The 23,722-nt window shown below is 57.0% G+C and carries 16 protein-coding genes; 4 read left to right on the forward strand and 12 right to left on the reverse strand.

Annotation, left to right across the window (positions count from 1 at the left end):
- Positions 1–4 precede the first annotated feature (4 nt).
- From AC5S27_RS14745 to AC5S27_RS14755, 3 genes are read left to right on the forward strand one after another with little or no spacing between them, the layout of a single operon-like run.
- Positions 5–970, forward strand: coding sequence for an FAD binding domain-containing protein (locus tag AC5S27_RS14745; RefSeq protein ID WP_493935326.1), 966 nt, complete (start codon positions 5–7; stop codon positions 968–970).
- 38 nt (positions 971–1,008) lie between these two features.
- On the forward strand, positions 1,009–3,279 hold the full coding sequence (locus AC5S27_RS14750) for a xanthine dehydrogenase family protein molybdopterin-binding subunit (protein ID WP_493935327.1): 2,271 nt from the start codon (positions 1,009–1,011) through the stop codon (positions 3,277–3,279).
- 19 nt (positions 3,280–3,298) lie between these two features.
- Complete coding sequence (locus AC5S27_RS14755; protein ID WP_493935328.1) at positions 3,299–4,444, forward strand: XdhC family protein; 1,146 nt, start codon at positions 3,299–3,301, stop codon at positions 4,442–4,444.
- On the opposite strand, the gene AC5S27_RS14760 is transcribed toward AC5S27_RS14755, so the two are convergent.
- The 9 genes from AC5S27_RS14760 to AC5S27_RS14800 form a co-directional block, all read right to left on the reverse strand.
- On the reverse strand, positions 4,432–5,265 hold the full coding sequence (locus AC5S27_RS14760; protein WP_493935329.1) for a tetratricopeptide repeat protein: 834 nt from the start codon (positions 5,263–5,265) through the stop codon (positions 4,432–4,434). The two genes, AC5S27_RS14755 and AC5S27_RS14760, sit on opposite strands and share 13 nt — an antisense overlap.
- Before the next feature lie 182 nt (positions 5,266–5,447).
- Positions 5,448–6,455: an MBL fold metallo-hydrolase gene (locus AC5S27_RS14765; RefSeq protein ID WP_493935330.1), complete on the reverse strand. Its 1,008-nt coding sequence runs from the start codon at positions 6,453–6,455 to the stop codon at positions 5,448–5,450.
- An 83-nt stretch (positions 6,456–6,538) separates the two neighbouring features.
- Positions 6,539–8,002, reverse strand: coding sequence for a DUF1501 domain-containing protein (locus AC5S27_RS14770; RefSeq protein WP_493935331.1), 1,464 nt, complete (start codon positions 8,000–8,002; stop codon positions 6,539–6,541).
- Positions 8,003–8,048: 46 nt separating this feature from the next.
- Positions 8,049–11,363, reverse strand: coding sequence for a DUF1549 domain-containing protein (locus AC5S27_RS14775; RefSeq protein ID WP_493935332.1), 3,315 nt, complete (start codon positions 11,361–11,363; stop codon positions 8,049–8,051).
- On the reverse strand, positions 11,363–12,292 hold the full coding sequence (locus tag AC5S27_RS14780; RefSeq protein ID WP_493935333.1) for an ABC transporter ATP-binding protein: 930 nt from the start codon (positions 12,290–12,292) through the stop codon (positions 11,363–11,365). The genes AC5S27_RS14775 and AC5S27_RS14780 overlap by 1 nt, the downstream gene beginning before the upstream one ends.
- Positions 12,283–13,146 carry an ABC transporter permease gene (locus tag AC5S27_RS14785; protein WP_493935334.1) on the reverse strand — a complete coding sequence of 288 codons (864 nt, stop codon included), beginning with the start codon at positions 13,144–13,146 and terminating at the stop codon, positions 12,283–12,285. Before AC5S27_RS14785 ends, AC5S27_RS14780 begins: the two co-directional genes overlap by 10 nt.
- 3 nt (positions 13,147–13,149) lie before the next feature.
- On the reverse strand, positions 13,150–14,211 hold the full coding sequence (locus AC5S27_RS14790) for a putative urea ABC transporter substrate-binding protein (RefSeq protein ID WP_493935335.1): 1,062 nt from the start codon (positions 14,209–14,211) through the stop codon (positions 13,150–13,152).
- A gap of 343 nt (positions 14,212–14,554) precedes the next feature.
- Entirely contained in the window at positions 14,555–15,592 is a 1,038-nt protein-coding gene (locus AC5S27_RS14795) for a Vgb family protein (protein ID WP_493935336.1), read from the reverse strand.
- A 60-nt stretch (positions 15,593–15,652) separates the two neighbouring features.
- Positions 15,653–16,573 (reverse strand): LysR family transcriptional regulator, encoded by a 921-nt coding sequence (locus AC5S27_RS14800; RefSeq protein WP_493935337.1) that lies wholly within the window; start codon positions 16,571–16,573, stop codon positions 15,653–15,655.
- Between the two features lie 389 nt (positions 16,574–16,962).
- On the opposite strand from AC5S27_RS14800, the gene AC5S27_RS14805 reads away from it, so the two are divergent.
- A complete protein-coding gene (locus AC5S27_RS14805; protein WP_493935338.1) occupies positions 16,963–17,613 on the forward strand; it encodes a glutathione peroxidase in 651 nt (216 codons plus the stop codon).
- A 35-nt stretch (positions 17,614–17,648) separates the two neighbouring features.
- Here AC5S27_RS14805 and atzF read toward each other — a convergent pair whose 3' ends face one another.
- Genes atzF through AC5S27_RS14820 form a run of 3 tightly spaced genes read right to left on the reverse strand, consistent with a single transcriptional unit; the run spans position 17,649 to position 23,708 of the window.
- A complete protein-coding gene (gene atzF, locus AC5S27_RS14810; RefSeq protein ID WP_493935339.1) occupies positions 17,649–19,448 on the reverse strand; it encodes an allophanate hydrolase in 1,800 nt (599 codons plus the stop codon).
- A gap of 8 nt (positions 19,449–19,456) precedes the next feature.
- Positions 19,457–23,059, reverse strand: a complete 3,603-nt coding sequence (uca, locus tag AC5S27_RS14815; RefSeq protein ID WP_493935340.1) for an urea carboxylase — start codon at positions 23,057–23,059, stop codon at positions 19,457–19,459.
- Positions 23,049–23,708, reverse strand: coding sequence for an urea amidolyase associated protein UAAP2 (locus tag AC5S27_RS14820; RefSeq protein ID WP_493935341.1), 660 nt, complete (start codon positions 23,706–23,708; stop codon positions 23,049–23,051). Before AC5S27_RS14820 ends, uca begins: the two co-directional genes overlap by 11 nt.
- Positions 23,709–23,722 lie beyond the last annotated feature (14 nt).

Genomic DNA, 23,722 nt, shown 5'->3' on the forward strand with positions numbered 1-23,722 from the left:
TACGATGCACAACTTTACCTATGAGCAGCCGACAGCGATTGAGAAGGCAGCGGGCAATGCAGGGAAATTCATCGCTGGTGGAACGACCCTCGTCGACCTGATGAAGCTGGGTGTAGAAACGCCGTCCGCGCTGGTGGATGTGACGGCGCTTCCGCTGGCACAGGTGGAAGTGTTGCCGAATGGCGGGCTGAAGATTGGCGCGATGGTTCGCAATTCCGATCTGGCGCATCACCCCGAAGTTTTGAAGAGTTACCCGGTGCTGTCGCAGGCGCTCCTTTCGGGCGCGTCGCCGCAGTTACGGAACATGGCGACGACGGGTGGGAATCTGCTGCAGCGCACGCGTTGTCCCTACTTCCGCGATCCCAGTTCGGGTGGATGCAACAAGCGCGAACCGGGCTCCGGCTGTTCTGCGATTGAAGGACATCACCGCATGATGGCGATCCTCGGGACGAGCGATCACTGCATTGCAACTCATCCATCCGATATGTGCGTTGCAATGACTTCGCTGGATGCGGTGATCCACATGGAAGGCACGAAGGGTAAGCGGGCAGTGGCGATTGGTGAGTTTTACAAGCTGCCGGGAACGACGCCGAATATCGAGAATGTGCTGGAACCGGGCGACCTCATTACTCACGTTGAACTGCCTCCCGCCATTGGAAGCAGGCAGGTTTATCTGAAGCTGCGTGACCGCGCTTCGTATGAATTTGCGTTGGCATCTGCGGCGGTCGTGGCAAAGGTTGAGGGCGGACACATTCGTGCAGTGAGGGTGGTGATGGGCGGCGTGGGAACGAAACCCTGGCGATCGCATGAGGCAGAGGCTGCGCTGGTGGGCAAGGCTGCCACGCCCGCAACATTCAAGACAGCGGCCGAGGTTGCTCTGAAAGGTGCGAAGCCGCATACCGAGAATGCGTTCAAAGTTGAACTGGCGAGGCGTTGTGTGACACGCGCGCTGAAGATGGCGACTGCTTAGTCTCACGTTGGCAAGCGGGCATAGCAAGGAGAACGACGATGGTTTCAGCGACGGAAGCAGTGAGCCAGATGAGCAAGGGCTCTGCAGGTAAGAACATTATCGGCGCGGCGGTGCCGCGCATCGATGGGCCGTTGAAGACGACCGGTGCGGCGCAATACGCAGCTGATTTTCACTTCCCGAACTTGGCGCATGCGGTCGCGGTACAGAGCACAATTCCCAGCGGCAGGATCAAGCGGCTCGATGCATCCGTTGCGGAGAAGATGCCTGGCGTTGTGCTGGTGCTCCACCACGGCAATATAGGGCAGCTTTATCGCTCTGTTCCCGGCGACCAGAACGCTACCAACAGTGAGGTGCGTTCCGCTTTTGAAGACGAAACGATTCGTCACTGGGGTCAGCATGTAGCAGTCGTCATCGCTGAGACATTTGAGCAAGCTACGGCCGGAGCGGCAGCCGTCAAAATAGAGTACGAGACAAGCCCTGCCAGCCTGCGTACGAAGCTGGACGACTTCAATGGCAAGCGCAAATCGGTTTCCAAGCGCGGTGATCCAGACGCGGCGTTCGCTTCGGCACCAGTCAAGATTGACGCGTTGTATGTAACTCCTGTCGAGACGCACAATCCGATCGAGATGCATGCTTCGGTTGCGGTTTGGGAAGGTGACCGGGTCACTCTGTACGAGACTTCGCAGGGAGTGATTAATCATCGCGTCGTGATGGCGCAGGTGCTGGGGCTGCCGGTTGAGAATGTCCGCGTGGTGACGAAGTTCCTTGGTTCTGGCTTTGGCGGAAAGCTGTTTCCCTGGCCGCTCACTGCGATGGCGGCGGTAGCTTCGCGCAAGCTGGGCAGGCCGGTCAAGCTGAGCATGAACCGGCGCATGATGTTCTCGAATGTGGGGTACCGCCCGCGCACCGAGCAGGCGATCAAGCTGGGAGCAACGAAGGAAGGCAAGCTACTGGCGTTGCGGCATGACTATCTCAACGTGACGTCTCAGCTTGACGACTACGATGAGGGTTGTGGTGAGGCTACCCCCTATCTCTATACCGTCGCGAACCTCGAAGTCACAAGCGGGTTGGTACGCAGACACATGGGAGCGCCGATGTACATGCGCGGGCCAGGTGCTGTTCCGGGGTTGTTTGCGCTAGAAGCTGCTATGAATGAGCTCGCGGACGAACTCAAGATGGACCCGCTGCAGCTTCGGTTGGTCAACGATGCAGAGACCGATGGAAGCAATGGGATGCCATTCTCTTCCCGGCATTTGAAGGAATGTTGGGAGACCGGCGCGAAGAAGTTCGGCTGGGAGAAGCGCACGGCCGGTATTGGCTCGATGCGTCGCGACGGAAAGATTCTCGGCTGGGGATTGGCTGGTGCAAGTTGGGTAGCGATGCGGCTTCCCTGCACCGCTACTGTTGAGCTTTGCGCCAACGGCCGCGTCTGTGTGCGTTGCGGAACGCAGGATATCGGCACCGGAACCTACACGGTTTTCGCGCAGGTGGTGCACGAGAAGACTGGAATTCCGCTGGACCGGATCGATGTGCTGATTGGTGACAGTGCTCTGCCCGACGGACCTATGTCTGGCGGGTCGATGGTGACCGGCTCCGTGCTCAACGCGATTGCTGCTGCTTCAACGAATGTGATGGGCAAGATTGCCGATCTGGCGACGAGCACAGCAGGGTCGCCGCTGGAAGGCGCTGATGTTAAGACTGTTTCATTCACCAACGGACGGCTCCACAAGAGCGATCAGGCCGCTTCCAACGGAACGGAATTCTCCAACATTCTCACGGCTGCGCGACTGAGTGGATTGAGTGCCGAAGGCAAGACAATTCCGTCCTTTGAAGATCCCAAGTCAAAGGGTGTTTCGCTGCACTCCTACGGTTGCCAGTTTGTTGAGGTGGAGTGGGAGCCGGATATTGCGCGACTGCGCGTAAGCCGCGTAGTCACGGTGATTGACGGCGGCAGGATCATCAACCTGAAGGCTGCTACCAACCAGATCATGGGCGCCGTTGTAATGGGTGTCGGCATGGGATTGCTGGAGGAGACGGTCTACGACCAGCGGAATGGCCAACCGATCAACGGCAGTATGGCCGATTACCTGATGGCGACGTGTGCTGATTCCCCCAAGATCGATGTGACATTTCTCGATTATCCAGATCCTGCGATGGGTGAGTACGGAGCGCGCGGCATTGGCGAAATCGGGCTTGCGGGGATGGCTCCGGCGATCACAGCAGCGGTTTACCACGCAACGGGCGTGCGCGTTCGCGAACTGCCGGTGCGCATCGAAGATCTACTCAAGTCCGAGATTCGCGAAGTCTGAGGTTTCTTAGAGGATTCAAATGAGCGACCTCGAAAACATCCTGCCGCTGTGGCGTGACCTTCGCAGATCAGGGACGGATTATGTGCTCGCGACGGTGGTTGCGGTCGATGGGTCTGGCTACCGCAAGCCTGGGGCGCAGATGCTGGTTGCCGCCGATGGCCGCCGGGCTGGGACGATTAGCGGTGGCTGCCTGGAGGCTGAGGTGGCACGCAAGGCGTTCTGGCACACGGAGCACGGACCTGTGCTCCGGCGCTACTCCACCAGCGCTGATGATGGGGAAGTGCCGTTTGGGATGGGCTGCGGCGGGGTAGTGCATCTGCTGTTGGAGCGGAGTGCCACTGCCAGCGCTTTTCTGGAGCGACTGGCGGAGGATTTCGCTGAGCGCAACGCGATGGCGGTGGCCACTGTCCTGGAGGGCGATTGGATTGGCAAGCGGGTGTGTTGGCCGAATCCGGTCGACGACCGGGCTACTCAATTGCCCGCTCTCACAGCCAAGCTTTCGGAATTAGCTGAGCAGTGTTTCGAGCAGCAGCGGTCCTTTTCGCAGAGTGTGCAGTTGGAGGGAGGCCAGGTGGTCTCGGTTTCGCTGCAATGGCGACCGGCCAGGACAGGTCTGTTTGTTTTTGGAGCTGGTGACGATGCGATCCCGGTGGTGAAGTTGGCAAGGCAGCTTGGCTGGTATGTATCCGTGGCGGATGGACGTTCGAACCTCGCTACCCCGTCACGGTTTCCGGAGGCGCATGTGGTGCACGTGCTTGGCGCAGTAGAATGGCCTGCATTTGCAATGAAGCCTACGGATGCCGCTGTGGTGATGACGCACAGTCTGGAGCAGGACACTCGCATCCTGGGCGAATTACTGAAGGAAGCTCTGGCTTATCTGGGAGTGCTGGGGCCACGTCACAGAACGTCAGAGGTGCTGTTGGCCGTGGCACATTCTCTGTCCGTTCCGGCCGCGAGGGTAGATGCACAGTTGGGGGCTTGGCTAGATCGTCTTCATGCGCCGATGGGCCTGGATCTGGGTGGAGATACGCCAGCGGATATTGCGTTGGCCGCGGTGGCAGAAGTCCAGCAAACCTTGCGCCGTGCAACCGGCCTTCCGCTTCACGCCGTCAGAGGCGGCCTTACAACCGCCTCACCTGACAGGCACGCTCTCTACTGGGCGTGAGCCTGCTCAACCAGGAGCTGCTCGAACGAAGGTATTCCACGCAGGCTGGCAAACTCCTTGTCGGCAAGCACTTTCTTGCGATCGGTAAAGCCCTCGTCGATGGCCATGCGCAGGTAATCGACGGCTCGGTCGTTCATGCCGACACGCACGTAGCTCTTGGCGAGATAGAAATTCATCGCGCCGCGCCTTTGGGCGGGAGTAGGTTCGCCTACCCTATATTGGAAGCTGCGCTCAAATATCTCGGGGTCAATCGCCAGAGCGGCCTGGTAGCAGTCCCAGCCCTTCTTGAACTTGTCCTCAGCCATAAGATCGGTGCCGAGATTCTTGTAAATCAAGGCTGATTTTGGGCTCTGTTTCAGCGCCTTGCGATAATACTTTTCGGCATTGGCAAATTGCTTCAACGAGTAATAGACCGTACCCATGTTATTGAGGATGTCTGGATTCTTCGGATCCATTTTCAGGGCGTTTTCGTAGCTCTTTTTCGCTTCCTCAAGGACAAACATCTGCTGGTTGGCCATGCCGATCTTGTTCCAAACGGCAGGAGAGATATGCGGCATCTGATGATAGGTCTGGATGGCCGCCTGATAGCGGCGGCGAGCCATGTGAAGATCGCCCAGTTGCTCTGGAGTGAGGGCAGATGGAACTGCATTTGCCTGGGATATGGCTCCAGACTGGGGGGCGAGGAGAGGTGGTTGCAACGGAGCGTCCGATTGAGCGGCCAGCGGCACGACGAGCAGGAAGACAGCTAACGGAAGGGTGAGGAATCGCATTGTGGAGGCTGGAACGATCGATAGGTGGGTTGGACATTCTGAGAGTGCCATGGGGATTCCTCCAAACCGCGACCTGCAACCTGACTGCGAGGATTGGTTCAGGTCGGGCGCGCAGTCCGCGCGTAGCGGTTGTCTGCGCTGATGTTGGTCGGAATTGTGGCACCAACGTTGGTTCATCGTCAAGCGACGATGAGCATTCCGATACTTAAGGGTTGAACAGCTTAGGGAATAAGCTACTTCGGCTGATCCCATTTGTTCTTGAGCTCGCGCTCCTGCGTCTGCTTGTAGATTTCTTCCATTTTGGCGCCGAGGCCGCGGTCGTCCTTGCTGAGCGGCCAGATGGTGAAGTCGCGGGTGGCGAGCAGGTGCGGGGAGGCCTGCATGGACTTCAGGCCGTCTTCGAGTTCGAGCAATGTGCCGTAGGTCAGGTCGAGGACGTGCTCGTCGGGGTGGTAGATCGAGCCGATGGGGTAATCGAGGAACGGGGTGCGGGACTGCTCGATGTGGTTGCCGAGTATATGTGCGACGGGCTTGCCATGGACGAAGGCGATCAATCGTTCGGTGCTCGCCTGCAATGCAGCGAAGTCGCGGATGTAAAGTCGGCCAGGGTACAGGCTGTCGCCGGTGAGAAGCACGCCGGTTTTGCGATCGTAAAGGGCAATGCTGACGACGTCGTGGCCAGGGATGGGAATGATGTCGAGTTTGCGTTCGCCGAGGTTCACTTCGCCGGGCGATTCAGGCCAGTTGGCGATATGGAAAAAGGCCGTGGTATCCGCGACCTTGGCCGGAACGAATGTGATGGGGATCGCCGGATCGGAAAAGGCCTGGAGAGCTGCATCGCCGAAGGTGTGATCTTCATGCGAGTGGGAGTGGGTAACGATGATAGGGATGCTGGTGCGGTGATTGCGCTCGAGCCAGTTGTGGACGACGCGCTGAAAGGTTGGGACGAGATTCCCGTTGCGCGAGCCGGTGTCCCAGAGCAGGCCGCGGTCTTTACCGAAGAAGAGATAGAGAAACGGCATCTCGGCATCGGTGCAGCCGGACTGGCGAAGGATATAGAGATTGGGGTTGTACTCGTGGACCTGCCACTCGGGCATTTCCATGCACTTCGGGCCACCGGTCGCCCAATGCTGCGGAAGGACGCCGCGCTCGAGATCGCCTCCGTTTGGCTCCGGAAACTGGGCCTGACTGAGTTGCGGAAGGAAGGCAAGGGCGAGGACTGCCGCGAGACGAAGCTTCATGAGGCACCTTAAATGGGGGTCGAATGCGGCGTCGAATAAGTTAAGCCCGATGACGACTCGTCACCGGGCTGAGTTTCTTGATGCTAGGCGATGATGTCGTGGATCACGTTACCTGAAACGTCCGTGAGGCGATAGTCACGGCCACTGTACCGATAGGTGAGCTTGGTGTGGTCGATACCGAGTAGATACAGGATCGTCGCGTGGATGTCGTGCACGTGGACCGGATTCTCAGTTGCCTTCCAGCCGAAGTCGTCGGTCTGACCGTAGGAGAAGCCCTTTTTGATGCCGCCACCTGCAAGCCACATGGTGAAGCCGTGCGGATTATGATCGCGACCGTTATGTGTCTGTCCGCCGTTGAAGCCACTGCCCATTTCAACAACGGGCGTGCGGCCAAACTCTGATCCGGCAACGATGATGGTGTCCTCGAAGAGGCCGCGAGCCTTGAGATCCTTGATCAGCGCGGCGAAAGGCTGGTCGGAATCCTTGGCGGTCTTGCGATGCATTTCGATATCGAAGTGGTGATCCCATGGATCGCCCTTTGCGTAGTAAATCTGCACGACCCGGACGCCTTTCTCGATGAGGCGGGCGGCGGTAAGGCAGCCGCGAGCGGTGCTTCCTTCGCCGTACATCTTCAGGGTCGCTTCGCTCTCCTTGCGCACGTCGAAGACGTCTGGAGCTTCGGTCTGCATGCGGTAGGCTGTCTCCATCGCGCCAATCGTGCTTTCCAGCTGGCCGTCATGAAGCGCGCCCGGGGCGGTCTTCATGTTCATCTGGTCGAGTTGCTCAAGAAGGTCGATTTCTTTGCGCTGCTGCTTGAGATCGAAGCCTTCGTTGTGGATGTTTGCGATGAGCTTTTTGGGGTCAAAATCGGTCTTCTCGACTTTGTCAGAAACGTACGTTCCCTGGTGCACGGCGGACAGAAAAGCAGATCCCCAAAGTGGAGGACCTACCGTCGTCGGCACTTCCGGGCATAGGACCACGAAGCCGGGAAGATTCTTGTTCTCCGTGCCGAGGCCGTAGGTCATCCACGAGCCCATCGACGGACGGCCGGCGAAGTTGGCGCCGGTGTTCATCATCAGCAATGCTGGCTCATGGTTGGGAATCTCAGTGAAGACGGAGTGAACGAAGCACATGTCGTCCACGCACTCGGCGAGGTGGGGGAAGATCTCGCTGACTTCCTTGCCACTCTTGCCGTAGCGCTTGAACTCGAAAGGCGACTTCATGATCGAGCCGGTCTTGCGCTCGTGGGCCAGGTCGCCGCCGGGCATGGGCTGGCCGTGGTACTTGGCGAGCGTGGGCTTGTGGTCAAAGCTGTCGATCTGCGAAAGACCGCCATTCATGAAGAGGAAGATGACGTGCTTGGCGCGCGGCTTGAAGCCCGGCTCCTGAATCATCCATGAGGCCTTGGTCGTGCCGGTCGACGGCTCATCGGCACGGGCGATGGTGTCGCCGAGGAGACTGGCAAGCGAGAGCATCCCGAAGCCCGCGCCCATCTTGCAGAGGGCTTCACGGCGGGTCATCGGTTGATTGGCTGGTGTGTGTCGCATTGCTTCTTCCATCCTTTGCAGCGTAGCTGCGATTGACGATCTTTGACTAGTCCAGGAACTGAAATTCGTTGGAGCTGAGCAGGATTCTTGCGTACTGCTTCCAGGCGGTGATCGGCTCCCCGGCGACGGCGTAACCGGCCTTTTCGGGAGTTGTACTGAGGAACTTGAGCGCGAGTTCGATCTCCTGATCCGATGGCTTGCGCTGGTAGACGTACGAGTAAATCTTGATGATGCGATCCTTATCGGTCGCCTCAGAGTTGACGCGCTCGGCAAGAACGCCTGCCTGCTTCAGCACGAACGGGTTGTTCATGAAGTAGAGCTGTTGCAGTGGCACGTTGCTCGAGAAGCGCTGCTCAGACGTGAAGCTGGGGTTGGCAAAGTCGAAGATCTGCAGATAGTTGTTCAGACGGTAGCGGCTAACTTTGCAGAAAACCGTGGGCGTGGTGTTGTCTTCCGAAAAATCAGTCGACGGGCCAGAGGTCTTCTTGGTGTCGAGGTCGCCGGCCACAAAGAGCATCGAGTCGCGCAGTTCTTCCGCGTCGAGACGGGTGCGGTTGAAGTGCGAGTATAGGCGGTTGGCGCCGTCCTTCTCATGCGCTTCTGGGGACTCTTCAACGCTGGTCTGGTAAACAGCCGAGAGCATGATCTCGCGCTGTAGCTTCTTGATGGAGCGGCCATTGGTGAGAAATTCATGCGAGAGGAATTCGAGCAGTTCGGGATCGGTCGGCTCTTCGCCTACAAGGCCGAAGTTGTCCGGCGTGTTGACGATGCCGGAGCCGAAGTGCCACTTCCAGATGCGGTTGACGATGACACGTGTCGACAGCGGACTGGCGATAATGTCGTTCGCAAGCTCAAGGCGGCCACTACCGTCGCTATAAGGCTTGGTCGTCGGCGTTGTGAGCACTGTAAGGAAGCGACGCGGAACGGTGTCGCCGAGCGTGTGGGGATTGCCGCGGACATTGAGCTTGACGTCCTGGATCTGCGGCTTGTCAGCCATGCCGTGGACGTAGGGGTAGTTCTCAGGCGCGAGCTTCTTCTTGAGTTCGGCCATCTCCTTCTGCTGCGCTTCAAGATAGGTTTGCCAAGCAGGCCCGAGGCGGCTGGTCAGATCCCAACCTACGAATACCAGGACGCCGGGAACAAAACGCGTTTCCTGATCTCCGCTGCGCATAACGAAGATATCGGAGTAAAGCTTGGCTTCATCGATGGGGATCGTCTTGAGTTCAAGCGCGCAGCCGGGGCAGAACTGATCGTCGGTTTCGAATTCGCTTGGCTTGGCGTCGTGAACGCGGTGCTTTGGAACATCATTCTTGGCGCGAACGATGTCGTTCTGCTCCTCGATTTCAAGGGCGTGCTCACGAACACGCAGGACTTGTTTCTGGAAGCTCTCAGCCAGAACCTTTGCTTCATCCTCGGTGCCACCGTCGGCAGCGATCATGGCCTGCCAGTCATTTAGATAGTCATAGGGACGCGGCTCCTTGCCGGGCGTAAGATACTCGACCCAACGCCGGAGAATGACCGGATCAAGCTTTGCCTGCGAGGCTGCATCTTCGATAGAAGCCTTGGGCTTACCGAGCACATTCCAGGCCGCAACCAGATAGGCCGAAGTCTGGTGAGCAAGGGCTGCCGATAGCTGTTTGGACTCCGTGCGAGTGTACTCGCCCAGTTCAATTTGCAGCTTCTCCATCTTAGCCAGGTTGCTCTCGTAGGCAGCAGTCTGAGCAGCGGAGACGGTCGGATATTCCTTGTAAGTGGAGTTGGCAAAAACGCCGATGAGCGCGAAGTAGTCTTTCTGCGTGATGGGGTCGTACTTGTGATTGTGGCAGCGGGCGCAGGCTACTGTAAGCCCAAGAGTCCCGCGGGTGACTGCGTCGACGCGCTCATTGCGTTCATCGGCACGGCCCTGGATCGGTTCAGCCTGATCCCAGACCCACGGACCGGCGCCCAGATAGCTGGTCGCTGTCAGATAGTCTTCCTGCTCCTGCTTGGACTTCGCTGGAACCTTGTCGCCCGCGATTTGCAGACGCAGGAACTGATCGTAAGGCATGTCCGCGTTGAAGGACTTGATGACCCAATCGCGGTAGCGATATGCGCCGGAAAAGGGCATGTAACCACGGCCCTTGGGATCGAGGCCACGCACGTCATCTTCGGCATAACGTGCAACGTCAAGCCAATGGCGGCCCCAGCGCTCGCCGTACTTGGGCGACGCCAGCAGGCGGTCGATGAGGCTCTCGTATGCCTTGGGTGACTTGTCCTTGACGAAGGCGTCGACCTCTTCGGGCGTGGGCGGCAGACCTGTGAGATCGTACGTCGCGCGGCGGATTAGCGTGCGGCGATCGGCCGGCGCGGAGGGCTTGATGCCCGCCTGCTCCATCTTGGCGAGCACATACTTGTCGATCGAGGTCTTCGCCCAGTGCGCATCCTTCACTTCCGGCACTGGAGGAACTTTGATCGGTTGAAAGGACCAGAAGGCGCGCTGCTTGTCGGTGATGATACCCGTTTTTACGGACGCTGAAAAGACCGTGCCGGGAGCGCTCTTGGGCCAGACGGCGCCCTGCTTCACCCAATGGGTCAGGTCCGCAACTTCCTGCTCGTTGAGCTTGCCGCCCTTGGGCATCTTGAGCGCTGTGTTCTGATGAACGGCGGTGATGATGAGGCTTTTCGACGGGTCGCCAGGAACTAGCACTGGGCCGTGTTCGCCGCCCTTCAACATGGCTTCGCGGGAGTCAAGCTTGAGGCCGCCAGAAGTGCTCTCGCCGTGGCAGCTGGTGCAATTGTTGGCGAGGATGGGACGGACGTTATTTTCGAAAAAGTCCGCGTCGGACATTGGGCCCTGCGCATGCGGCGTAGAAGGTGCGGAGACCTTAGCAATGACGGGAGCCGAAGGTGCCGGGGCAGCAGTTGCGGGAGCAGGAGCAGGAACCTGTGTCATGGGCCCGGATGTGTCGCTTCCCTTTGCGCCGGCTTTAACCCAGGCTACGAGCGTTTCGAGATCGGCAGAATCGAGGGCTTTGCGCGGCGGCATTTTCAACGCGCCGGTGCGGCGAATGGCCTGGATGAGAAGACTCGTCTCAGGATCGCCGGGAACGATGGAGGGACCCGTTTTACCACCCTTGAGGATGGTGGCATAGCTATCCAGTCGCAATCCGCCAGACTGCGATTCCTGATGGCACGAGTAGCAGTTGTCGTCGAGGATAGGCACGACTCGCTTGGTGTAATACTCAGCGGAGTCTGGTGCAGGAGCCTCCTGCGCACGAACTGACCCCGTGACGGAGATAGCGATTCCTGCGACTACGAGTGATGAAGCCGCAGCCAGATAGAAACGTGATTGAGACGATGACAGTGCCGTTGACAGTCGCATCAGAGCGAATCCCCCTGTCCATCGATGTCCTGCGCAGGTTGAAATTCGTCGTTTTGAGAAGGGCGGCCATAAGCGCGGCGAGCTACGTAGTCGCGCAGTTCCTGGAACTCCGGGCTCTTTTCCCTCACGGAGATTGTATCGCTGGATTGAGGTAGCTGCATATCGAGGAGCACATTACTTTCCTGGGAATCCTCCCGGTGTGGACGGAGGACAATGAGTCGCGAACCGAGCAGGAGGGCCTCAGAGGTGTTGTGCGTCACGAAGACGACGGTGGGCCTCATCGCATGCCACTTTTCCCGGAGCTGCTGTTGGAGGCTGGCGCGCGTGGACGGATCGAGCGCGCTGAAGGCCTCGTCCATCAACAGCACCGGAGGCTTCATCATCAACGCCTGTGCAATCGCAACGCGCTGCTGCATTCCGCCGGAAAGCTGATGGGGATATTTGTTGAAGTCCGTAGCGCGAAGTCCGAAGCTCAAGAGCTGCTGTTCCGCCTCGATGCGCAGCTGTTTGCGGAACCGGTGAAACGATGGAAGCAGGCGTCCCAACCAGCCGCAGAAGGCATTCTCCGGGCCGTACATCACGTTCTGGATCATGGTGCGGTCGGGAAACAGTGAATACTTCTGGGGCACGTAGCCACAGCGTGAATCGATGCGTTTGACCTGCTTGCCGTCAACGACGAGAGTGCCGCTGGTGGGAAACTCCTGTCCAAGAATCATGCGGAGCAGGGTGCTCTTACCGCAGCCGGTTTCGCCGAGTAATGCGACGAATTCACCAGCGCGAATCTCCAGATTCACATGGGAGAGAACGGTCTTGCGGCCCTTCTTCGCGAGAGGATACGAGACGCTGACGTCCTCGAGCGCAATCTCTACCGGCCGCTCGACAGAATGCGGAATCGAGAGTGTATCCGGAACTGCGGCAGCTAGTACCATGGGTGCGCCTTCCTGCTGGCGAAACGCAGCAAAGCGTCGATGCCGAAGAGCAGCACAGCGACCCAGAGCAGGTAGGGGATGATGATATCCATGCCCATGTGCCGGCGCATGAGTCCGATGCGATAGGCGAGACCATCGGACGAAGCGATCATCTCTCCTGCGAAGAGGAAGAGCATGAGCGGTTTGAGATTCAGGCGCAGGCTGTTGATGATCTGAGGCATCACCTGCTTGAGAACGATGCGGTACGCTACGTCGAAGTTCGTCGACTTCAAAGTGAACGCTTTGACGATCTGCTCGCGCGGCACCGACTTGGCGATGTTGTACGTATCAAGCAGCAAGGTAGGACCAACGCCGATCACCATCAGCGCGATCTTGCCCGCGTCGTTGATGTTGAATATGCCAAACAGAATCGGCAACAGCGATAGTGCGACGATCTTGTCAAAGAAAAGTCCAAAGCGCAGAAAGAGTGCTTCCGCGTATGGAAAAACAGCCATATGCAGACCGAGCAGGATGATTGGGATGAGGAAGGCAATGGCGATGAAGAACCGCCGCGCGCTTGCGCCCGTATCCTTCACCAATTGGCTGTGCGTCACGCGCTGGTAGAGGCTGGCTCCGTCTTCGAGTGGATCGTCTTCATCCGCGGGTTGCGTGATCGAAACCTTGATGCCCTCCCAAAGCTGCGCGCCGGATGGGACGATGCGGTCCTCAGGGTTTTCGCGGTGATGCTCAACTGAGTAGTGCGCATACGTGAAGATACCCACGAGAAACAGAACCCAGGACAGCGACTGCGTCCAGAGGCGGTGCGGCCGCGCCTGGATGTCCGCAAAATGTCCGACGATGGGAACTGTCGCCATGGTTTAGAGCTTCCCCTGTTCCGCTAGGCGCATGTAACTCGAGTCGAATCGAAAACGAATCCGGTCTCCTTTTCCCTGCACCGATCCGTCCGGGTACTTAATGGCAACATCATCGACGGACTTGATGTTGAGACCGAGCAACTGGTGACGGAAGCAGAATTGACGGACAAGATCCATCTTCTGCTTGAGGGTTGGACTCTCCGCATACTGAACCGCCGCCTTTGGCGTAGAGAAGAGAAACGTAGTGCGCAGTTGTTCTTGGTAAGACGGAACGGAATCTCCTGACGCAGCGGCACTATCGTGAATGGCGCGCTCTGCGCCTGGACCACCTGCCAGTTGCGCTACTGTCTCGTACCAGGCGCCGGTAATGGCCTTAGCAAAGCGAGAGCCGGAGCCGTCCGGACGTTGCAGTACTTCCGTGCGCACGACCAGCAGATCGAGAATTTCGCCTGGGATCTTGGATGAGTCGAAGAGCGACTTGACGTTGCCGCCCTGCGCAAGAATCTGCGAAACAAGCGGTTTCCAAGTGACAGCGACTTGATTGCCCTGGCTGCCGAGGAAAGCGCCGACCAGGTCCGAATCGCTGGTATTCACCAGCTTGAGCTGCGGAATCTGAGCGCTGAGTCCGTTGGTATCCATGGCTCGCTCCAGCAGGTACTCCGACACGGTCTTCTGCACCAGCATGATGCGCTTGCCGGGGAGTTGGGCGAGTGTGAGATTGTTGCGCGCTAGAACGGCGTCGTTGCCATTTGAGTAGTCGCCAACAATGAGCGCAGTCGAGTCAACACCTGCAGCGGCAGGCATGTCGAGCGCCTCCATGTTGGTCATGGTGCAGGCATCGATATTTTTGCCGACGAAGGCATCGAGCGATGCCGCGTAATCAAAGCGCTGCACCTTGATCACGATGCCGTACTTATCAGCCCAGCGCTTAAGGATGCCGGACTTTGCCATATAAAAATAGGGGTTCCAACCGGCATATACCGACCAGCCGACGGTGAACGTCGGAGCCTCTGCATGAGCCGCTGGAGAGGATCCAAAAAGCAGGCATACAAACGTCAGAATCATTGCGAGGTTCAGAGCTGGAATTGCTCTCGATTTTGATCCGCGGGAGCGACAACTTGCGTTGTTTGACAGATCGCACGATACACCATTGGAATACGCAGAAACCATATACCAAAAGTATCTCAAGGCCTGAATCATCCCAGAGACGAATTGATTTCATTTATGTCGCGAATAAGCGTATGGCAGGAACGGTCTCGGAAGGCTTCTGCTCGAAGCCTTGTAACCCCACCGCAAGCAGATTTGGGTTGGTGATTTCGACTGAGGTGGAGAGTGGGCAAAAGAGCCCGCGAGCCAATGATTCCAAACACCTTCCGCTAATCGACCGTTGAGGATTACGAACCCTGGCCTAGGCCGCAGGCACTTTCAGGCGCCAGACTTTGGCGCCGAGGAGGAAGGAGAGGAAGATCGAGTCATGAGTCACACGGATACTATCGCCGCCGTCACCAGTCCACTGCTGGATGACCTTGTTCGTTGCGGGGCTGATTCGAGTAATCGGGTAGCCAAACACCGTGGCCCAGATAGAACCGCTTCCATAGGCGATTTCGCCTCCCTCACCGGGGATTCCAGCCGGAATGGTGGCTAGCAATTTGCCCGACTTCTCGTCCACGCGGGAGATGGTGCCGTCGCCCTGATTGAGCACCCAAACCGAACCTTCGCCGACCGTGAGGAAGCGTGGTTTTGGGCCGATCGGAGTAGTCCCGGTGACTTTGTTGGTTGCCGGGTCAACGCGGACGAGCGAATTCCCCGCGTTGCTCGCCACCCAAACCGAACCGCCGGCGAAAATCGGGTTGAAGGAGCCTTTCGGCAGTTCGATGTGTGCGACTATCGTGTTTGTTTTCGCGTCGATTCGGTCCAGAACGCTGCTGTCAGAGGTGACCAGCCAGACGCTGCCAGCGCCAGTGGTGATACCTCCCTCGGAGTCCGCCGGCGTGGCCGCAATGGTCGTCTGAATCGCACCGGTCTTGGCATCGGCACGAATCAGCTCGCGCTTCTGCTTGCCACAGCTCGGAATCCAAAGGCTGCCGAAGTCGACGGCGAGGCCGGAACAGGGTCGCTGCACCGAGATAATCGTGTCAGGCTTGTTGGTTGCAAGGTCAAGACGGACAACGTGGTTCACGTTCGAGCTCGAAACCCAAACCGAATCCCCGGTAACCGCCATCCAGTCAGGATGCCCCTCAACCGGGAAGACAGCGTCCGGCTTCAGTTCGGTCATCGGGTGCTGCACCCCAGGCTCAAGAGAGCCCGTCTTCTTGGGAAACTCCTCCTTCTGCTGCGCTGAGCCAACCTGCACCAGCAAGAACAACGAAGCTAAAAAGATGAGACTCGTGATCCTGAACAGACGTCGAGGAGAGGCAAGGAAGGTTAGCGGAGACTCGATTCGCATATGTGAGCTTACTGTAAGGCGCGGAGCACGCCATTGCAAGGTTTCCGCGTCGTGGATGAATCAGGAATTCCGTGCGGTTGCCTTTGTGGTGGGAGCAGCCAGCTTGAGCCCATTGGTGGCCACATCCAGGAACGCATGCGCTGCGCGAGTAAGGGTCTTATCCTTCCGGAACACCAATGCCAATTCGCGCTGCACACGCATGCCGTCTACTTTCATGGTCTTAAGCAGTCCGGCGGCCTCATCCTCGCGAACGTTGGTGTACGGAAGGAAGCCCATACCAATCCCGGCGACGATCAGCCGCTTCAACAACTCGCTTGAATCCAGTTCCATGGCCACTCGCGGCTGCACGTCGCGACTATGAAAAAAATGATTGATCTTCTCACGCTGGCGACCATTTTTCATCATAAGGAGTGGATATTGGAGGATCTCATCCAGCTTCACCGAATCCCTTTCCGCGAGGGGATGGACCTTAGGAGTCACAAGCACCACTTCGTCTTTGTGGATGCTGTGAATCAACAGCCTGCTGTCTTTAACGGGCATTGAGACGATGCCAAAGTCCACTTCGCGGCTGAAAACAGCTTCCAGTGTCCGAGAGCGTTCGGAGCGAACAATGCTCAAATGCACGCGGCTGTAGAGCTTCTTGAAATGTGCAAAAACGGTGGGCAACACATACAGACTGGTAGCCTCGCTGGTGCTGACCGATATCTCACCGCGCGGGGAGTGATAGAGCTCGCTGACGCCTGCGAGGATGTGGCTGTGGCACTGGAGGCAATGCTCTGCGAATGGCTCAAAAAGACGGCCAGCAGCTGTGAAGGTCACTTTCCCGCCTTCGCGATCAAACAAACGCGCCCCAACTTCATTTTCCAGGGAACGTACCTGAGCTGAGATTGCCGGCTGGGTGACGCCTAATTTTTCTGCGGCTCGCGAAAAGCTCTTCAACCGGCTTACGAGCTGAAACGTCTTTAGCTGTTCAAAGTCCATACACACGACACCAATCTGTGGAGAACACGCATCTCGTGCAAAGAACGGGCTTGATTTTTAGAACGACCCTCGTGACGAGTCTAGTCACGAGCATAAACCATTCTTATTCTCCCAACAATCAAAAGCCGCTGTCTGCAAGAGCACGGCGTTGATCGACCAATACCGGGTGCCACCTATGCTCCTTTCCCCCTCTGTCTAAGCTGCGTGATGAATCTCATACAGTTGCAGTCCGCCGCCGACTTCGATCAAGATGATCGGGGACTGACGGGTGCAATCGGGTTCGTTGATGCCGCGTACAAAAAAGATTGATACCCGCTCCGCAGCCTCTCCTGCCAGCAAATCGCCTTGAACTAGGGATGGCCGAATGCAAGAATACATGTGAGGAAATCATGAAATTCACGCAGCACATTGCATTTTGCGTCCTTCTGACCTTTCCAATGGCTGTCGCCTCAAAGCCCGCCCCAGCACCGGTGAAACATAAGAGTGTGTACGACTATTCTTTGGTAGCCTTCGATGGGAAAGAGGTTTCGCTCTCGACTTATAAGGGCAAGGTTCTGCTGATCGTGACGCTCGCGAGCCAATCTATTTATAAGAATCAGTTGGCTGCTCTCGAAGATTTGCAAAAGACCTATGCCGACAAGGGACTAGAGCTAGTCGGTATCCCCTCCGGCGATTTTGGCTCGCAGGAATTGAGCGATAACGCGGCTGTTCAGCGCTATTACTCTGATGTTGCACATGTGAATTTTCCTGTGTATTCCAAGGCTTCTTTGCGCGGCAAGGATACGATTCCTCTTATTAAGTTTCTGACTGACCCCAAAGATGGTGCCGGTGGCGGCGAGATTCATTGGAGCTTTACCAAGTTTCTGATTGATCGCGAAGGCAAGCCTGTGGCGCGCTTTGAAGCCGACAGCGAGCCTGACGATGCCGAGTTCCGCGTTGAGGTCGAGCAGGTGCTGGACGGTACGTTCAAGAAGAAAGATGCCGGCGGCAAGGAAGGCGACCCGCCTCCGCCGGATGGAGACGATGATGACGGCGTCTGATTCGAATCGCGTCGTTTGTCCTTCACAAATACCGCTTATTTAAGCCCTTGAATGTAGGGCCGCCATCCACCGAGATGCGTGATCTCTTCTGCACCCGTGATACCGGCAGGTTCGCACAGGAAGCCCTTTACGCTGGTTCCATCTTCCAGTAGAACCGTGCCAAGCGAGAGAGGTGCGGGGATACCATTCAGGAATGTTCCGACGGTATCTTCGGGCATCGCCCATACTTCCAGTTCGATTCCCTTCCCCACGAATCCCGGCGAATACACAAGACCTGGCTTAGGTGGCGTCGAGTTGGGCAGCACATAGAGCCGATAGTCTGGGTGCGTGCGAACAGTACGCACGAGTCGCGCCTTTCGCTGCGTCATCTGCCAGTTGAGAGGCTGTCCGGTGAGATGTGCGCCGACAACCGCCATCAATACGCAACCATCGGGGCGCGATGTTGCAACAACGGCCGGGGTGTCGGCAAGCAGTCTCTTCGATCCGCCGAGAGTCGTGGCCATGCTGCGATGCAGCTTGTCGGCGATCGACAATATGCTCTTGTCTGTGAATGCTTTACCGACCAGTGAAACACCGAAAGGACGTCCGCCAGCTTTGAAGCCCGCTGGTACGGCAATTGCAGCCAGATCAAGAAGATTGACGAAGTTGGTGTAGTACCCGAGATTACTGTTCAGCTCAATGGGTGAAGCCTTGACTTCAGCAATGGTATAAGTCGTGGCGGCAGTGGGCAGTAATAGGAAGTCGACTTGCTCGAAAACCTTATCGGTCTCCTGCTTCAAGGCCTCAAGCTTGTACGCAGCATTGAAGGAGTCAACAGCACTGAATCGCTTCGCACCATGAATGATGTTGCCCACAACAGGATCGAGCGCTCCACTGTGTGCTGTTGCAAACTCCTCAATCGCGGCTAGCCGCTCCGCGACCCACGGCCCGTTGTAGAGCAGGCTCGCAGCCGCAAGAAATGTCCGGTAGTCAAAGTGGACTACCTCGCCTCCAAGATTTGCTAACGCATCCACTGCCCTCTGATAGCAAATCTCGGACTCATGATCGCCAAAAAACTCTAGGCTGTCAGCAGTCGGAACGCCAAACTTGAAGCGCGAGGCCGCCCACGGCGCAGCACCTTGCCCAGGTGCAGCCAAGCGCGAATAGGCATCCTTGGCATCACGGCCCTCGATCACCTGCAAGACCTGGAGCGCATCGAGGCAGGTTTCTGCGAAGACAGAAACGCAATCGAGAGTCCTGCATGCGGGCAACAATCCATGCCTGCTGACAAGCCCTCGGGTTGGCTTCAGCCCCACTAGCTGGTTGAACGCCGCGGGTACTCTTCCGGACCCGGCCGTATCTGTTCCCAGCGAGAAACTTACCAGTCCTTGCGCAACCGCTACAGCAGAACCGGAGCTTGATCCGCCCGAGATATAGGCGGGATCAAAGACGCTGGAACAAATGCCATAAGGAGTGCGCGTGCCAACCAAACCGGTCGCGAACTGATCCATATTCGTCTTGCCAATGAGGATGGCACCCGCGTTGAGCAGCCTTTCAACTACGTGCGCCGTGGACTCGACGGAATGAGAAAATGCGGGACATGCTGCGGTCGTGGGAAGTCCTGCTACATCGAAGTTGTCTTTCACCGCAAAAGGGATACCGTAAAGAGGAAGAAGGGTCGGATCATCGATCGCTTCGAGAACACCCGCACGCGCGACATTCTCTTCCTGATCCACGAGTGATATCCAGATTGGACTGGTACCCATCTGCTGGATCCTTGCGTAGATCTCCGCAATCACTTCTGTCGGCGACGTGCTACCAGACCGATAGGCCTGCGCCAGTGCGCTTATATCCATGCTTCTCCTTAAGATTCTGTGGTTCGCAGCACGAGCAGGGATTGTCCCGCAAGCACGAGCTTTCCGGGCGCGCACAAAATCTCTTCGACCACACCGTCACCCGGCGCCGCGATGACAATTTCTGTTTTCATAGCATCCAGAACAATTAGTTTTGCTCCTGCCCTCACCGGTTGGCCTACCTCAGCGGCGATCTGGAAGACGCTCGCGGTCATGGGTGAAGTCACTGCGACACAGCCTTCAGCAACCAAAGCGTCGGCATCATTCGTCTCCGGCATCTCGGGCGCAGCCGCAACCTCAAGGAGACCATTTGCTTCCCAACGTTCACGCTCAGCGCGAAACGCCTCCTGCTGCCTGGTGCGGAAGGCTTGAGCGCTTGGCGCGATGCCACGAAGGAACTGCTGATACTCAAGTAGATTGAAACTACTTTCCTCAGTCTTCAGGTCAAAGCGGCCATGCAATATCTGGCTGCGTAGTTCTAGCAGATGATCGCTCGAAACCGGATAGAAACGAATCTGATCGAAGAAGCGTAGCGACCACGGCGTTCCTTTCGGAAAAGTCTTCGTGGAGCGATGCGTGTTCCAGACCTGCACCGTGCGGCCTACAAGTTGATAGCCACCGGGACCTTCCATTCCATAGACACACATATAAGCACCGCCGATGCCTACAGCATTTTCGGGTGTCCAGGTACGAGCAGGGTTGTACTTCGTCGTTACCAGGCGATGACGCGGATCGGTCGGAGTAGCCACGGGCGCACCGAGATAGACATCTCCGAGGCCAAGAACAAGGTAGCTCGCTTCGTACACGATGCGATGAACATCTTCAACGGAATCGAGACCATTGATCCGACGAATGAACTCTATGTTGTCGGGGCACCACGGGGCATCCGGACGAACCGAATGCATGTATTTCGATTGCGCGAGCTGCGTTGCTGGATCGTTCCACGACAGCGGCATGTACACAGTACGCGAGGGCACAGTGATATCGGGATTCTCGGGAAGATCACGGTCGATCGAATCTATCGCTTCGAGCAGCACAGGACGCGACAACTTGCGATTGTCGTAGTGGATCTGCAGAGATCGGACACCCGGTGTTATATCAATAAGCCCAGGTAGTCCGAGCGAGGCCAGCTTCTGCTCCAGCAGATGCACCCGGAAACGAAGGCCAAGGTCAAGGATCCTCTCTCCATACTCTATCAAAAGATATTTATCGCCATCTGCGCGGTAAGTCGTCCCGGGGCTGCGGCCAGTCGAGGACTGAAGGATTGCTGGCTCGCTTCCCGACTGACTAAGAACAGCCTCATCTGAGATTACAAAATTGTGGATGAGATCTTCGAAACCAGATTCAATCTCGAGAGCTCGCTCCTCGGTGATGCGTTCGAACCGGACTGTATCGCCCGCCTTCATCTGGCCCAGCTTCCAAAGTTCCGCGGCAACCACTACCGCCGGGCAAACAAATCCACCTAGGCTGGGACCATCAGGGCCCAACAGGATCGGCATGTCCCCAGTGAAGTCGATGGAACCAATGGCGTAAGCATTGTCATGAATATTGGATGGATGCAGACCTGCTTCTCCGCCATCTTTACGCGCCCATTGAGGCTTCGGTCCTACAAGCCGAATGCCTGTCCGATCGGATTGATAATGCACACGCCAATCGGTGGAGAAGATCATCTCGATATCGGCATCGGTGAAGAATTCAGGCGCTCCATGCGGACCGTAGAGAACGGACACGTTCCAATGGCGACGCATCACCGGGATCAGTTCGGAAGGAAGCGAGATATCTGGATCAGGCGTACTTTCCACTCCGTAGTGGATCACATCTCCAGCTCGAAGCGCCCTGCCCGCATGACCGCCAAACTTACCCAACATAAACGTACTCGCACTGCCCAGATATTGAGGAGCATCAATCCCGCCGGACACTGCGAGGTAGGCCCGTGACCCAGCACCGCTGGCCGCGCCCAGGGCTAGAACTTGATTTGCCGTTACACGCGTAGACTTCCACAAACTCAATGGCGTCCCGTCAAGAACTGCACCCATGTCTGCGCCTGTAAGTGCAATGATGGCGTCCGAATCAAAACGAAGCTTTGCTCCAATCCCAGTCATCTCAAGAGCGGGTATGCCGTCAGCATTGCCTACCAGGCGATTCGCAATGCGAAAAGCAAGTGAGTCCATGGGTCCTGAAGGAGGCACGCCCACATGCCAATACCCGATCCGACCCGGATAGTCCTGAATTGTTGTTTGGGTGCCGCTTTCCAGAACCTCGAACGCTTTCCGCTCAAACGCCATCGACGCTAAAGATGCTGTTACGATTGCGCCGTCTGCAAACACCTGCGAAGCTGCAATGGAACGCAGGTAACGAACGTTTGTTTCTGTGCCATAAATCAGACACTGACCCAGCGCAGCTCGCAATTTCGCCACAGCTTCGGCGCGATCCGCACCCGTTACGATGATCTTTGCAATCATCGGGTCGTAGTAGGGTGTAACCTCTGTTCCCGATTCAACCCACGTCTCAACGCGCGCAAGCGCTGGCTCCGGAAACACAACCTCAGCGAGCATCCCAGGCGAAGGACGAAAGCCCTTGGCTGGATCTTCTGCATAGATGCGAGCCTCGATGGAGGCTCCAACCGGAGTGATCGCCATCCCTTGTAGCGACGGTAGTTCCCCTGCTGCCTGCTGGATCATCATCTCAACAAGGTCAACGCCGGTTACCTGTTCCGTTACACCATGCTCAACCTGAAGCCTAGTGTTCACTTCGAGGAAATAGAAGTTGTTCGTATCAACGTCAAAAATGAACTCGACCGTTCCGGCGGAACCATATCCTACTGCCTTGCCAAGCACAATAGCAGAAGCAAATAGGCTCTGCTGAGTGTCTGGATGAAGACCCGGTACAGGAGTTTCCTCGATGACCTTCTGGTGGCGGCGTTGCGCAGAACAGTCACGCGCACCCAATGCAATGATTTCGCCGGCACCATCTCCAAAGATTTGTACTTCAACGTGCTTGGCGCGGGAAATAAACTTTTCAAGATAGACACTGCCATCGCCGAAGCTGTTCTGGCTTAGGCGTACTACAGACTCATACGCATCTTCCAGTTGCTCTGCGTTCAAGCAGACGCGCATGCCGATTCCGCCGCCTCCAGCCGAGCTCTTCAGCATGACTGGGTAAGTCAGCTCTGCGGCCAACGCCAATGCCTGTTGCTTATCGGTCAGCAGGCCGGTGCCTGGAAGCAGCGGAACACCGCATTCTGAGGCAATACGGCGCGCAGTATGCTTGAGAGCAAACGCTTCAATCTGATCTATTCCGGGACCGATGAATACGATGCCCTGACGCGCGCAGGCGCGAGCAAATTCAAGGTTCTCGCTGAGAAATCCGTATCCTGGATGAATTGCCTGGGCTCCGCTCTTCTGCGCGACCTGCAGGATCGCATCAATGGAGAGATAACTCTCTGCCGCCGGTCCAGGTCCAATGCAATAAGCCTCATCCGCGTCCAGAACATGCCGCGAGTCGGCGTCGGCCTCTGAAAAGACCGAGACCGAAGCGATACCCATTTTCTTGAGTGTTCGCAGAATGCGGCACGCGATAGCGCCACGGTTGGCGATCAGGACTTTAGTGAACATTCTTGTCCCATACTAGGATTTGGATCGGGGTCGGATTGTAACCGTTGCAGGGATTGTTCAACTGAGGGCAGTTACTGATGACCATTAATACATCCATCTCTGCCTCTAGCTCCACATACTTGCCGGCATCGGATACGCCATCTTCAAACGTCAGCTTGCCAACAGGCGTCACGGGAACATTCATGAAGAAATTGATGTTGCTCGTGATATCCCGCTTGTCCATGCCGTGGTTCCACAGTTGCAAGCCCTTGATGAAGCTGTTCCGGCAGGCATGCATGTGCCCTTTGGTCAGGTCATAGCGAACCATATTGCTCTCCGTCGCACATGCACCGCCAAGAGTATCGTGCCGTCCGCAAGTATCAGCAACAATGGTGAGAAGCGTATTGCCGTTAGTCGAAAGCAGCTTTGTGCCAGTCGTCAAATAGATATTCAATTGTTCGCGAATCGTATCCTGGGCGCTGTACCGGTCCGAGTAGTCGGAAGCATTGTAGAAGATGGTATCGACAGCTTGATTTCCCTCAAGATCGACGATACGAACCACCTGGCCCTTCTCAATGACAAAGACAAACGGATCCCCAGCTTCCACGCGAATGCTGTGCCGTGCGTCCTCTATCTGAAGGTGGCTAGGCTTGAGATTTGTTGTGTACACGTCTTCCTCGCAGG

This window comes from Acidicapsa borealis, from assembly GCF_059115245.1.